This is a genomic window from Acidocella aluminiidurans, from assembly GCF_055383125.1.
On the sequence record NZ_AP031589.1, the window covers coordinates 2,304,721 to 2,316,751 of the forward strand.

12 protein-coding genes and 1 pseudogene are annotated in these 12,031 nt (G+C 66.6%); 7 read left to right on the top strand and 6 right to left on the bottom strand.

All coding sequences use genetic code 11. From position 1 onward, the window contains the following. From ACZ46S_RS11475 to ACZ46S_RS11485, 3 genes are all read left to right on the top strand, one after another. Positions 1 to 1,842 (top strand): putative bifunctional diguanylate cyclase/phosphodiesterase, encoded by a 1,842-nt coding sequence (locus tag ACZ46S_RS11475; protein ID WP_464061827.1) that lies wholly within the window; start codon positions 1 to 3, stop codon positions 1,840 to 1,842. An 84-nt stretch (positions 1,843 to 1,926) separates the two neighbouring features. Continuing rightward, complete coding sequence (locus ACZ46S_RS11480; RefSeq protein WP_464061828.1) at positions 1,927 to 2,388, top strand: GDSL-type esterase/lipase family protein; 462 nt, start codon at positions 1,927 to 1,929, stop codon at positions 2,386 to 2,388. After that, positions 2,367 to 2,585 carry a hypothetical protein gene (locus tag ACZ46S_RS11485; RefSeq protein ID WP_464061829.1) on the top strand — a complete coding sequence of 73 codons (219 nt, stop codon included), beginning with the start codon at positions 2,367 to 2,369 and terminating at the stop codon, positions 2,583 to 2,585. The genes ACZ46S_RS11480 and ACZ46S_RS11485 overlap by 22 nt, the downstream gene beginning before the upstream one ends. Before the next feature lie 45 nt (positions 2,586 to 2,630). Here the strand turns inward: ACZ46S_RS11485 and murJ are convergent. Continuing rightward, a pseudogene (murJ, locus tag ACZ46S_RS11490) lies at positions 2,631 to 4,162 on the bottom strand (murein biosynthesis integral membrane protein MurJ). A gap of 13 nt (positions 4,163 to 4,175) precedes the next feature. Continuing rightward, positions 4,176 to 4,661 carry a CHAP domain-containing protein gene (locus ACZ46S_RS11495; RefSeq protein ID WP_464064284.1) on the bottom strand — a complete coding sequence of 162 codons (486 nt, stop codon included), beginning with the start codon at positions 4,659 to 4,661 and terminating at the stop codon, positions 4,176 to 4,178. A gap of 84 nt (positions 4,662 to 4,745) precedes the next feature. On the opposite strand from ACZ46S_RS11495, the gene ACZ46S_RS11500 reads away from it, so the two are divergent. From ACZ46S_RS11500 to ACZ46S_RS11515, 4 genes are all read left to right on the top strand, one after another. Then, complete coding sequence (locus tag ACZ46S_RS11500) at positions 4,746 to 5,207, top strand: methylated-DNA--[protein]-cysteine S-methyltransferase (RefSeq protein WP_464061830.1); 462 nt, start codon at positions 4,746 to 4,748, stop codon at positions 5,205 to 5,207. Next, a complete protein-coding gene (locus ACZ46S_RS11505; RefSeq protein WP_295738603.1) occupies positions 5,204 to 6,175 on the top strand; it encodes a quinone oxidoreductase family protein in 972 nt (323 codons plus the stop codon). Before ACZ46S_RS11500 ends, ACZ46S_RS11505 begins: the two co-directional genes overlap by 4 nt. A gap of 92 nt (positions 6,176 to 6,267) precedes the next feature. Continuing rightward, positions 6,268 to 6,801 (top strand): phosphatase PAP2 family protein, encoded by a 534-nt coding sequence (locus ACZ46S_RS11510; RefSeq protein WP_295738606.1) that lies wholly within the window; start codon positions 6,268 to 6,270, stop codon positions 6,799 to 6,801. Continuing rightward, on the top strand, positions 6,794 to 8,035 hold the full coding sequence (locus tag ACZ46S_RS11515; RefSeq protein ID WP_464061831.1) for an MFS transporter: 1,242 nt from the start codon (positions 6,794 to 6,796) through the stop codon (positions 8,033 to 8,035). The genes ACZ46S_RS11510 and ACZ46S_RS11515 overlap by 8 nt, the downstream gene beginning before the upstream one ends. A gap of 34 nt (positions 8,036 to 8,069) precedes the next feature. Here ACZ46S_RS11515 and ACZ46S_RS11520 read toward each other — a convergent pair whose 3' ends face one another. The 4 genes from ACZ46S_RS11520 to ACZ46S_RS11535 form a co-directional block, all read right to left on the bottom strand. Further along, the gene (locus tag ACZ46S_RS11520) at positions 8,070 to 8,714 is read right to left on the bottom strand and encodes a CoA transferase subunit B (protein WP_295738611.1); all 645 of its coding nucleotides are present in this window, start codon (positions 8,712 to 8,714) and stop codon (positions 8,070 to 8,072) included. Between the two features lie 3 nt (positions 8,715 to 8,717). Next, positions 8,718 to 9,428 (bottom strand): CoA transferase subunit A, encoded by a 711-nt coding sequence (locus ACZ46S_RS11525; RefSeq protein ID WP_464061832.1) that lies wholly within the window; start codon positions 9,426 to 9,428, stop codon positions 8,718 to 8,720. A 98-nt stretch (positions 9,429 to 9,526) separates the two neighbouring features. Continuing rightward, a complete protein-coding gene (locus ACZ46S_RS11530) occupies positions 9,527 to 10,699 on the bottom strand; it encodes an acetyl-CoA C-acetyltransferase (protein ID WP_295738616.1) in 1,173 nt (390 codons plus the stop codon). Positions 10,700 to 10,737: 38 nt separating this feature from the next. Continuing rightward, positions 10,738 to 11,919 carry an alpha/beta fold hydrolase gene (locus ACZ46S_RS11535; RefSeq protein WP_464061833.1) on the bottom strand — a complete coding sequence of 394 codons (1,182 nt, stop codon included), beginning with the start codon at positions 11,917 to 11,919 and terminating at the stop codon, positions 10,738 to 10,740. Between the last annotated feature and the right edge of the window lie 112 nt (positions 11,920 to 12,031).

Genomic DNA, 12,031 nt, shown 5'->3' on the forward strand with positions numbered 1-12,031 from the left:
ATGGCGGACCATCAATTTCCCACCGAGATGGCGGATCAGGGGATCGAACGCAGCGCCATCGAAGCGCTGTGCCAGTCCATGTGCGGCGTCATTGGCGGCAATTTCAGCGTCCGACTAAGTACCGGCAGCGACGATCTGACGGTGCAGAAAACCGCGCTGCTGACCAATTTCATGCTGGAATCGGCGCAGCGTGCCGTGGCCCGCAGCCGCTCGTACGCCGATGCGCTCAGCAATGTGCAACGCATCATGAAGCTTTCCGCCTGGCGGATCAGCCATCCGGACGGGCTGGTGCAGCATATCGAGGCGGATGCGGCCGTCGCGCGCGCGCCGGCGCAGCGCGGGCTGGGCTGGTTTCTCGAACAGATCGCCCCGGATTACCGCAACAGCGTAGAGGCGCTGTTCGTGCAGGAGGGCGGCGCGGTGGAGTGGCCCAATCCTGACCAGAGCGCCTGGTTCCGCACCGAGGTTCTGCCGGAGCACGAGGCCGGGCTGGTGGCCGGGTTCCTGGTCATCACCCAGGATATTTCCGAAAACCGCCGCGCCGCCGAGCGCATCCATTATCTCGCCAACCACGACCCGCTGACCGGGCTGGCTAATCGCCGCCGCCTGCAGGAGCAGTTGACCGCTTCCCTGGCGCTGAGCCGGCGCTATGGCTCCCAATTCGCCGTGCATGTGCTCGATCTCGACCGCTTCAAGACCGTCAACGATCTTTACGGCCACGCCGCCGGGGACCGGCTGCTGATCGACCTCGCCGCCTGCCTGACCGGTGAGGTGCGCGATTGCGACATGGTGGCGCGCATGGGCGGGGATGAATTCGTGATCCTGCAAACCGATATCGCCAGCGCCGCCGATGCCAGCAGCCTTGCCGAGCGGCTGACCGGCAAGGTGCGCAATCTGCTGGAACATACCGATTACGACACGCTGATGCCCACGGTCTCGATTGGCATCGCCCTCGCCCCAGCCGATGGCGACACCGCCGAGGCGCTGATTTCCCATGCCGACATGGCGCTCTATCAGGTGAAATCCGCCAGCCGCAACGGCTTCGCCTTTTTCAACACCACGATCAACAACACCCAGCTGGCGCGCGACCGGATGACCGCTGATCTACGTCGGGCGCGCGAGCGCGGGGAGTTCGAGGTGGTCTACCAGCCGTTGCTCGATGTCGCGCGCAACGAGGTGCTCGGCTTCGAGGCGCTGCTGCGCTGGCACCGGGCCGGGGGCGATGTGCCGCCCGACATCTTCATCCCGCTCGCCGAGGAGTCCGGCCATATATTGGACATTGGCACTTATGTGCTGAGAGAAGCCTGCCGCGCCGCGGTGAGCTGGGCGGTGCCGCTGCATGTCGCGGTGAACATCTCGACGGTGCAGGTGCAAAAGGGCCGGCTGCCGGAGCTGGTGGCGCAGATTCTGGCGGAGACCGGGCTGGCGGCGCAGCGGCTGGAGCTGGAGGTGACGGAGAGCATGCTGCTGGCGGATGTCGACGCGGCCATCGATGTTCTGAACCAGCTCCGCGCGCTTGGCGTGCGTGTGTCCCTGGATGATTTCGGCACCGGCTACTCCTCGCTGGCGACCCTGCGCAGCTTCCCGTTCGACAAGCTCAAGCTCGACCGCCGCTTCGTTCAGGATCTTGGCGCGGATGCACGCACCGAGGCGGTGATCGCTGCGGTGTTGGATCTGGGACGGGCGCTGGGGCTGAATGTCGTCGCCGAGGGGGTGGAGACCGAGATCCAGGCCGCCTCCTTGCGCGAAGCGGGCTGCCAGGTGCTGCAGGGCTATCTCATCGGCAGGCCACGGCCGATCGCGCATTACGGCAACCTCACCAGCGGCATCCGCCCGGATTGAGGCCGGGTTGCCCCGGTATGACCTAGGGGCCGGGTTGCCCCGGCTTGGGGCTCCGGTTAGCCTCGCCGGCTCAGGAGGCAGCGCATGAGCGAGCAGGCGAAACGAATTTTGTGCTTCGGCGATTCCCTCACCTGGGGCTGGATGCCGCGAGCGGAAGCGCCCCCCTCGCCGCGCTACCCATTTGCCCAGCGCTGGCCCGGGGTGATGGCGGCGGCGCTGGGAGCGGGATATGAGATCATCGAGGAAGGGCTGAACGGGCGCACCACCTGCATCGCCGACCCGCTGGACCCGAAGCTGGACGGCTCCGCCTATCTGCCCGCCGCGCTGGCCAGCCATATGCCGCTCGATCTGGTCATCATCATGCTTGGCACCAATGACTGCAAACGGCTTTATAACCGCAGCGCCTTCGAGATCGCGGTTGGCATGCAGAAGCTGGTGCTGCAGGTGCGCGCCAGCGGGGTGGGCTCGGCCTATCCGGCACCGCGGACGCTGGTGGTGGCACCGCCCCCCTCGCCGCCTCCGCCGTGCCCTGGTTCGCGCAGATGATGGAGGGCGGGCAGGCGAAATCCTTGGCGCTGGCGGCGTTGTACAAGGACATGGCGGATTTCATGAAGGTTGCGTTCTTCGATGCCGGCGGCGTCACCGCAACTGGCGGGGTGGATGGCATCCATCTCACCGCCGAGAATAATGCAGCCCTTGGCCAGGCTCTGGCCGGCGAGGTGCGGCGGCTGAACCTTATCTAACCCTTCCTGGCGCCAAACCCTTGCCGCTGCGCAGCGGCGGAGCATTCAGCCGCGCTTGCGCCGGCGCAGCAGCCCGAGAAAGGCCGCCAGGTCGAATGCCTTCAGCGCCAGACCCGGGCCGAAATAGAACAATGCCCCCACCAGCACCAGCAACAGGAAATACGGCAGGCTGGCGATGCTCTGCGGCAGCAGGCGCTGCACCCCCACAGGGCGGCGGCCATCACCACGCCCGCGAGCAGAATGCGCGGAATCCGCCGGCGGGAAAGCGCATCGAAGCTGAAATGCCCGCGCTGGCGCAGCAGCCAGAACAGCAGCAACGCGTTGCAGGCGGAAGAAAGCGAGGTCGCCAAAGCCGGCCCCACCGCCTTCAGCGGGTGCATGAACAGCAGATTGAGCCCGAGATTCAGCAGCACCGCGAAAATGCCGATTTTCAGCGGCGTCACCGTATCGCCGCGCGCGTAAAAGCCGGGGGTGAAAATCTTGATCAGCGCGAAGACCGGCAGGCCGAGCGCGAAGGCGGCCAGAGAGCGCCCGGCCAGAACCGCGTCATGCGCCGAGAAGGCGCCGCGCACGAAGGCCACATCCATCACCGCTTTCGCCGCCACCGAAAGCCCGATCGCCGCCGGCAAGGTCAGCATCAGCACGGATTCGAAGGCGCGGTTGAGCGCGGTATTCGCCTCCCCTTCCTCGCCCAGCGCGATATTGCGCGTCACCGCCGGCAGCAGAGCGGTGCCGGCGGCGGTGGCGATGACGCCCAGCGGCAGCTGGTTCACCCGGTCCGCGTAATAGAGGATGGAAACCGAGCCCGCCGGCAGCAGTGTGCCGATGATGATGTCGATGGAAACGTTCAGCTGCGTCACCCCCGCCCCCACTAAAGCCGGGGCCATGCGCCGGAACATCTGGCGGATATGCGGGGAGAAACGCAGCTTCGGCCGGGTGAAGCGCATCCCCGCCCGGCGGATGGCCCATAGCACCAGCACCAGCTGCGCGACGCCCGATACCGTCACACCCCAAGCCAGCGCGTAGCCGGGATTGCGCATGTAGGGGGCGAGCCAGAGCATCGCCGCGATCATGAACAGGTTGAACAGCACCGGGGCGGCGGCGGCGGCGGCGAAGCGGCTCATCGCGTTCAGCACGCCGGAGAACAGCGCGGTGAGGCAGATGAAGAACAGATAGGGGAACATCACCCGCGACATCCCCACCGCCAGATCGAACCGCCCGCCACGCCCGGCAAAGCCAGGTGCCAGCACATAGAGCAGCCAGGGCATGAAAATTTCACCGATGATGGTGACGCCGCCGAGCCAGAAGGCCATCACCGCCGTCGCTTCCTCGGCGAAGTCCGTGGCGGCGCGCAGCCCCTGTTTGTGCAGGATGGTGGAGATGGCGGGCACGAAGGCGGCGTTGAAGGCGCCCTCGCCGAACAGCCGGCGGAAGAGGTTGGGCAATCGAAGTGCCACGAAAAACGCATCCGCCACCGGGCCGGTGCCGAGCACGGCGGCGATAAGGATGTCGCGGACAAAGCCGAGCACGCGGCTCGCCATCGTCCAGGCTCCGACGGTGAAAGCGCCGCGTATCATGGCCGCCTCTTAGCTAGTTCGGCAGGATGAAGCCATAGGCGGGATAGCGGGTGATGCCCAAGGCATGCGCCGGCTCGTACCAGACCCGCACCTGGGTCCAGTTATTTTCCGGCGAGACATCCACCACCGACTGGTCATGCTCGATGCGCCCCGGCAGCCAGTTGGACTGGGTCACGAGAATTTCACGGCGCGATTCCAGCCCGGTGACCACCGCCAGATGGCCGACATCCATGGCGCCATGAGGTTTGAGCACCAGCACCGCGCCCAGGCGCGGTTCATGCGCGCGCGGATAGCGCCCTTGCGCCTCGCCCCACCATTCATAGGCGTCGCCGCTGAGCTGAATGCCAGAGACATCGCGGGCATAAGGCACACAGGAGAGATGCGTGGCGGTGCCAAAATGCGAGGCGGATTCCAGCCTTGGCCCGCCCGCGCAGGCCGCCAGCGCCAAAGCGAAGCCAAGTGCGGCGAGGCGCGAAACGGGACGCAGGAGGGAGCGCATCTTCACGCTGGGTAATCTGCCGGATCCCGCCCCCGCGCCGCAACCCCGCTTGAAACCCGGATGCGCTGCGTCTAGCCTCCGCCCATGGCTTCGCTTTCCCTGCACACCCCGGTGGGTGACCTGACCTTGTTTGAGGAGGATGGCGCCATCGTCGCCCTTGAATGGGGCTGGGGCAGCCTGCAGGAGCCCTCACCCCTGCTGGCCCGCGCCAAGGCGGCTTTGGATGCGTATTTCGACGGCGAGGCGCCGCTGCCGGCGGATCTGCCGCTCAACCCGATGGGCAGCGCCTATCGCCAGCGGGTCTGGGCGGCGCTGCGGGCGATTCCGCATGGGCAGACCCGCTCTTATACCGAAATCGCCCAGGCGGCGGGCGGCTCGGCGCGCTCCGTCGGCGGGGCGAACGCCGCCAACCCGATCCCTATTCTCATTCCCTGCCACCGTGTGCTCGCAAGCGCCGGCCTTGGCGGCTATTCCGGCGGCGAGGGGCTGGAGACCAAGCGCCTGCTGCTCGCACTCGAAACCCGCACCAAGGCGCTGTCCGCATGAGCAAGGCCATCCGCATCCATGCCCATGGCGGGCCTGAGGTTCTGAAATGGGAGCAGGTGCCCACCCCGCAGCCCGGCCCGAACGAGGTGCTGGTGAAGCATGAGGCGGTCGGGCTGAATTTCATCGACGTGTATTTCCGCACCGGCCTGTACAAGGCGGCACTGCCGACCACGCTGGGCATGGAAGGCGCCGGCGTGGTGCGGGCGGTGGGGGAGAAGGTAAAGGGCTTCGCCCCCGGCGAGCGCGTGGCCTATGCCGGCGGGGCGCTGGGCGCCTATGCCACGGAACGCGTGATCAATGCCGAGAAGCTGGTGAAGTTGCCGGATCATATCGATTCGAAGACCGCCGCGGCGATGATGCTGCAGGGTCTCACCGCCTATTTCCTCCTGCACCGCACCTATAAGCTGCAGCCGGGCCAGACCATTCTGGTCCACGCCGCCGCCGGCGGGGTGGGGCTGATTTTGTGCCAATGGGCGAAGGCGCTGGGGGCGGAGGTGATCGGTGTGGTCTCCTCCGAAGCCAAGGCCGAGATCGCCCGCGCCCATGGCGCCACCCACACCATTATCGGCTATGCCAACCTGCCCGCCGAGGTGAAGGCGATCACCGGCGGGGCGATGGTGCCTGTGGTGTATGACAGTGTCGGCAAGGACAGCTTCAATGCCAGCCTGGACTGCCTGGCCCCGTTGGGGCTGATGGCCTGTTTCGGCAACGCCTCCGGCCCGGTGCCGCCGGTGGAGCTCTCCACTCTGGCGGCCAAGGGCAGCCTGTTCCTCACACGGCCGAGCTTTGCCAGCTATATGTCGGCGCAGGCGGATATTCTCACCGGCGCCGCGGCTCTGTTCGATGTGGTCGGCTCCGGCGCGGTGAAGATCAGCGTCAACCAGACCTTCCCGCTGGAGCAGGCCGCCGCCGCCCATACCGCGCTGGAAGCCCGCCAGACCACCGGCAGCACCGTGCTGATCCCCTGAGGCAAAGAGCGTCCCCGTCTGTGCTCTGGGGTGCGGCGGCGGGGGGCGTCGCGGCTTTGGCGGTCATCTGCATATTCACATTGGACCAAAGCGTGGCTCAGTTCTGGGCGCAGCATAAAGCGGCCCGGCCGCTGTTCCAGGCGATGGCGGCCCCCTCCCTGCTCAGCCTGCCGATGGCCGGGCTGGTGCTGCTGGCGGCATTATGGCGGCGGCTGCGCGGCCAGGCAGGCCCTTCGCGGCTCTGGCTGGCGATGGCGCTGGCCACCCTGGCCGCCACCGCCGCCAAGGATGAGCTGAAATGGATGTTCGGCCGCGCCTGGCCCGGCACTTTCCTGAAATTCGGCGATGCCGGCTTTCATCCCTTCGCGCAAAGCGTCTGGTATGGCGCCTTCCCCTCCGGCCACACCTCTTATGCCGCCGCCCCTCTGGCGGTGCTGTGGGCGCTGCGGCCAGGATGGCGGCCGCTCTACGCCGCACTCCTGCTGGCGGTGATGGCCGGGCTGGTCTGTGCCGATTATCATTTCGTCTCGGACGTGCTGGCCGGGCTGCTCACCGGGGCGTTCTGCGCCTGGGGCGCCTTGGTGCTGACAGCGCCGCGCCAGGGCCCGGCGCCCCGCCATGAATAAGCGCGCCGGCTTCTGGCCGATCTTCATCACCCAGGCGCTGGGCGCGCTGAACGATAATCTGTTCAAGACCGCTCTGGTCGTGCTCGCCCTCTATAAGCTGCCGGCCGGGATGGCGGGCGCGCTCTCCGCCCTCTCCGGCGGGGTGTTTCTGCTGCCTTACATCCTCGTCTCCGCCCCGGCCGGGCAACTGGCCGATGCGCATGACAAGGCGCGGCTGATGCTGCTCACCAAATATTGGGAGCTGGGGCTGATGCTCCTGGCGCTGGCCGGGTTTCTCACCGGCAGCTTCGCGCTGCTGTTGGCCGTGCTGCTTGGGCTGGGGCTGCAGGCTTCGTTCTTCTCGCCGCTGAAATACGGCATCCTGCCCGAGCGCTTCACCGGCGATGCGCTGGTGCGGGCGAATGGCGGCATCGAGGCCGGAACCTTTGCCGGCATCGTGCTCGGCACGCTGGGCGGCGGCGCCTTGATCACCGCGCCGCACGGCGTCTGGCTCGCCCCTGGCGTGGCGATCGCGCTGGCGCTGGCCGGCATTGCCAGCGCGCGCGCCATCCCGCGCGGGCGTGCCAGCGCGCCGGGGCTGCGCACGCAGTGGCGGCTCTGGCGCGCCGGCTCGGCCCTGCTGCGCGAGGCCGCGCGCATCCGCCCGGTCTGGTTTGCCTGCTGGGGCATTTCCTGGTTCTGGGCGCTGGGGGCGAGCGTGCTGGCGGCCTTCCCGGTGCTGGCCCGCACCCGGCTGCTGGCCGATGCGCATGTGGTGACGCTGCTGCTGGGCATTTTCGCCATCGGGGTGGGGGTGGGCGCACTGCTGGCGGCGCGCTTCGTGCACACAACGCGGCCGCTGCGGCTGGTGCTGCCGGCAGGGCTGGGGTTGAGCCTGTTCATCGCGGATTTCGCCAATAGCAGCTTGCATATCGTCGCACCGGACATCGCCGCCCTGCTGGGGCAGTTGGCCGGCTGGCATCTGCTGGCGGATCTGGCCGCCCTTTCCCTCTGTGGCGGGCTATTTTCCGTGCCCTTCTACGTGCTGCTGCAAACCGCCAGCCCAGCGGCGGCGCGCGCACGGATGGTCAGCGCCAATAATATGCTGAACGCGGCGGCAACGTTGCTGGCGGGCGGGGCGGAGGCGCTGGCTTATGCGAAGGGGGTGGGGTCGGGCACAATTCTGCTCGTGACCGCTATTCTCAACCTGCTGGTCATGGTCTGGATTTGGCGGAAAAACGCAGGAACTTTTTGAAAAAAGTTCCTGCACCTCAAAAACTTTTGAAACTTTAGGCTAACGCAACGGCGAAGTTCGCTTCGGTTTTGCTCTTGATCTCTTCGACCGTGACATCCGGTGCATGCTCGACCAGCACCAGGCCGGGCGTCTCGCCCTTCTTCACCTCGAACACGCCGAGATCGGTGATGATCTTGGACACCACCCCCTTGCCGGTCAAAGGCAGAGAACATTCCTTGAGAATCTTCGCCTCGCCCTTGGCGGTGTGCTCCATCAGCACCACCACGCGCGGCACGCCGGCGACGAGATCCATCGCCCCGCCCATGCCCTTCACCATCTTGCCCGGCACCATCCAGTTGGCGAGATCGCCAGTCTCCGCCACCTGCAAGGCGCCGAGAATCGAAATATCGATGTGCCCGCCACGGATCATGCCGAAGCTCTGGGCGGAATCGAAAAAGCTGGTGGTCGGCAGCGCGGTCACGGTCTGCTTGCCGGCATTGATCAGGTCCGCATCCTCCTCGCCCTCATAAGGGAACGGCCCCATGCCCAGCATGCCGTTCTCGGATTGCAGCTGGATGGTCATGCCCTCCGGAATATGGTTGGCGACCAGCGTGGGAATGCCGATGCCGAGATTCACATAGAACCCGTCTTCAAGTTCGGCGGCGGCCTTGGCGGCCATTTCGTCGCGGCTCCAGGGCATGGATCAACCCTCCTTCTTGCGCACGGTGCGCTGTTCGATACGTTTCTCGATGGTCGCGGGCTTGACGATCTTCTTCACGAAAATGCCCGGCGTGATGATGTGATCCGGGTCGATCTGCCCCGACTCGACGATCTCCTCCACCTCAGCCACGGTGAATTTCGACGCCGTGGCCATGATTGGATTAAAATTGCGGGCGGTCTTGCGATAGACGAGATTGCCCTCGGTATCGGCCTTCCAGGCGTGCACGATGGAGAGATCCGCGAACAGCCCGGTTTCCATCACATAATGGCGGCCGTTGAATTCGCGGGTTTCCTTGCCTTCCGCGATCTGCGTGCCATAGCCGGTGGCGGTGAAGAAGGCCGGAATGCCCGCGCCGCCGGCACGGATGCGCTCCGCCAGCGTGCCTTGCGGATTGAACTCGATCTCCAGTTCGCCAGCGAGGAACTGCTTGGCGAAGGTGGCGTTCTCACCCACGTAAGAGGAGATCATCTTCTTGATCTGCCGCGTCTCCAACAGAATGCCGAGCCCCGCGCCATCGATGCCGGCATTGTTGGAAATCACGGTTAGATCCTTCACCCCAGACTCCCGGATCGCCTCGATCAGGCTCTGCGGTATCCCGCATAGGCCGAACCCGCCGGACATGATCGTCATGCCATCGAACAATTTGCCCTTCAGGGCCTCCACGGCATTGGGAGAGATTTTGCTGACCGCCATGTTTCCTCGCTTCGCTTACGTGCCACGCAGAAGGTAAGGTGGCACAAGACATTAAAAAACCCCAGGCCTTCGCCTGGGGTTTGATATTTTCGAAGAGCCTAGCGCTCCACGCACATGGCGACACCCATGCCGCCGCCAATGCACAGCGTCGCCAGACCCTTCTTGGCGTCGCGGCGCTTCATCTCATGCAGCAGGGTGGTGAGGATGCGCGCGCCGGACGCGCCGATCGGATGGCCGATGGCAATCGCCCCGCCATTCACATTCACTTTCGCCGGGTCCAGACCCAGCTCCTTATTCACCGCCGCCGCCTGCGCCGCGAAAGCCTCGTTGGCTTCGATCAGATCGAGATCGCCGACCTTCCAACCGGCGCGCTCCAGCGCTTTCTTGGAAGAGGGGATCGGCCCGGAGCCCATCAGCGCGGGGTCGACGCCGGCAGTGGCGAAGCTGGCGATGCGCGCCAGCGGGGTGAGGCCGCGCGCCGCGGCGTCCTTGGCACTCATCACCACCAGGGCGGCGGCGCCGTCATTGATGCCGGAGGCATTGCCGGCGGTGACCGTACCGTCCTTGGTGAAGGCGGGGCGCAGCTTGGCCATGGTCTCGGCGGAGGCATCGTGACGGATATATTCGTCATTCTCGACCACGACCTCGCCCTTGCGCGAGGTCAGCGTCACCGGGGCGATCTCGTCCTTGAACTTGCCGGCCTTCTGCGCCGCGGCGGCCTTCTGCTGCGAGCCCAAAGCCAGCGCATCCTGCTCGTCGCGGGTGATCTGCCAATGCTTGGCGACATTCTCGGCGGTGATGCCCATGTGATAGCCGTTGAAGGCGTCCCAGAGCCCGTCCTTGATCATCGTGTCGATGAAGCTCATATCGCCCATTTTCTGCCCGGCGCGCAGATAGGCGGCATGGGTGGAGAGGCTCATGCTCTCCTGGCCGCCGGCGATGACGATCTTGCTCTCGCCGGAGGCGATCTGCTGGGCGGCCAGCGCGACGGCGCGCAGCCCCGAGCCGCAGACCTGGTTGATGCCGAAGGCGGTCTTGCTGTCCGGAATGCCGGCGGCGCGGGCGGCCTGGCGGGCGGGGTTCTGGCCCTGTGCCGCGGTCAGCACCTGACCCAGGATCGCCTCATCGATATCTTCAGGCGAGAGACCGGCCTGGGCGATGGCGGCTTTCAGCGCGACGGTACCCAGCACATGCGCCGGGGTGGTGGCGAAGGCGCCGTTGAAGCTGCCGACCGGGGTACGGGCCGCGGAGACGATGACGATATCTTCCATGTCCTGGTTTCCTTTTGTCTCACTCGTAGTCGTTGCACTCACGATAGACCGAGCACCCAATCCGCGAAAGGCCGCCAAAGTGACGTTTGCGCATGGGTGCCCGCGACCATGCCGATATGCCCGGCCTGCGGCTCGATGACCGTGACATGGCGCAAAAGCGCCGCCAAAGCCCGGGCTGAGCCGGCCGGCACCAGCCGGTCGCGCGCTGGGATGGCGCAGAAGGCGGGCATCTCCAGCCGGGCCGGGTCCACCGCCAGCCCGGCCACGCGCCATTGCCCGCGCGCCGTACTATTGGCGCCGTACCAGCCGGAGAGCGCCTCGCGCGCCACCGGGGCGGCCAGCGGCACGCCATCGGCCAGCCAATCCTCCATCGCCACGAAGCGCCGTGCGCGCGCGCTGGCTTTGTCCTGCCCGGCAAAATCCCGGTATTTCTCGCCGACCCCGAACGGATCGACCATGGCGAACATCGTGTTCAGCGCGTCGATCGGCAAGGTGCCGGAAAACTGCATCGTCGCTTCCATGAACGGCACCATCTCGGCGACACGCCGCGCCGTATCCGCATCCTCGGCATGGAAATCCCAGGGTGTGGCGAGCAGCGCCAGCGCCTTCACCCTGGCCGGGGCGCGCAAGGCGGCCGCCAGCGCCAGCAGCCCGCCCATGCAATAGCCGGCCAGCACCACCGGGCCCTCCAGCGCCGCCAGCGCCCGCTCCAGCCGGCCGGCGATATAATCGGTGAGCGAGAAGCGCCGCTCCACCTCGCCGGGCCAGCCCCAATCCAGCAGATAAGGGTGCAGCCTTTGCCCGCTCAGCCAGCGCAGCATCGAGGCGCTTTCCATCAGATCGAGAATATAGGCGCGGTTGATCAGGCTGGGGACGAACAGCACCTTGGTGCCATCGCCGCCATAATCCAGCACCCGGCTCTCGCCTTCTTCCCAGATCGCGGGCGGATCGCGCATCTCGCGCACATAGCCATCGCGGCGATAGGCGGCGATGCCGGCGATCAGCGCCTTGTCCTGGCGCAGCATCTCCTTGAACAAGGCCTCCGCGGCCTGCGGGTCAGGCGGGGTCTCGCCGGTCGAGAAGCTGGGCCAGACGCTGTTCAAGTTCAGCGACGCGGCGGCTGAGCCGCTCGACCTCATCCAGGCCAGGCCCAGATGCAGCAGCAGCGGGCGCGGGCCGCGCCGGCTGAGCGGGGCGGGGGCTTCCGGGCGCAGGCTCATGCGGCATCAGCGCCGCGGCGGCGTTGGCCGCCTGCGCCCAGAGGGCGAGTGTGGCAACCCAGCACTCGCGCAGCTCGCGGTCGGCCGCCATCGCGGTCAGCTCGCTCTGCCA

What these genes read in the sequence shown, in the direction of transcription:
- ACZ46S_RS11475 (WP_464061827.1), top strand. Translation starts at nt 1, where the DNA reads ATGGCGGACCATCAATTTCCCACCGAGATGGCGGATCAGGGGATCGAA.
- ACZ46S_RS11480 (WP_464061828.1), top strand. Translation starts at nt 1,927, where the DNA reads ATGAGCGAGCAGGCGAAACGAATTTTGTGCTTCGGCGATTCCCTCACC.
- ACZ46S_RS11495 (WP_464064284.1), bottom strand. Translation starts at nt 4,661, where the DNA reads ATGCGCTCCCTCCTGCGTCCCGTTTCGCGCCTCGCCGCACTTGGCTTC.
- ACZ46S_RS11500 (WP_464061830.1), top strand. Translation starts at nt 4,746, where the DNA reads ATGGCTTCGCTTTCCCTGCACACCCCGGTGGGTGACCTGACCTTGTTT.
- ACZ46S_RS11505 (WP_295738603.1), top strand. Translation starts at nt 5,204, where the DNA reads ATGAGCAAGGCCATCCGCATCCATGCCCATGGCGGGCCTGAGGTTCTG.
- ACZ46S_RS11515 (WP_464061831.1), top strand. Translation starts at nt 6,794, where the DNA reads ATGAATAAGCGCGCCGGCTTCTGGCCGATCTTCATCACCCAGGCGCTG.
- ACZ46S_RS11520 (WP_295738611.1), bottom strand. Translation starts at nt 8,714, where the DNA reads ATGCCCTGGAGCCGCGACGAAATGGCCGCCAAGGCCGCCGCCGAACTT.
- ACZ46S_RS11525 (WP_464061832.1), bottom strand. Translation starts at nt 9,428, where the DNA reads ATGGCGGTCAGCAAAATCTCTCCCAATGCCGTGGAGGCCCTGAAGGGC.
- ACZ46S_RS11530 (WP_295738616.1), bottom strand. Translation starts at nt 10,699, where the DNA reads ATGGAAGATATCGTCATCGTCTCCGCGGCCCGTACCCCGGTCGGCAGC.
- ACZ46S_RS11535 (WP_464061833.1), bottom strand. Translation starts at nt 11,919, where the DNA reads ATGAGCCTGCGCCCGGAAGCCCCCGCCCCGCTCAGCCGGCGCGGCCCG.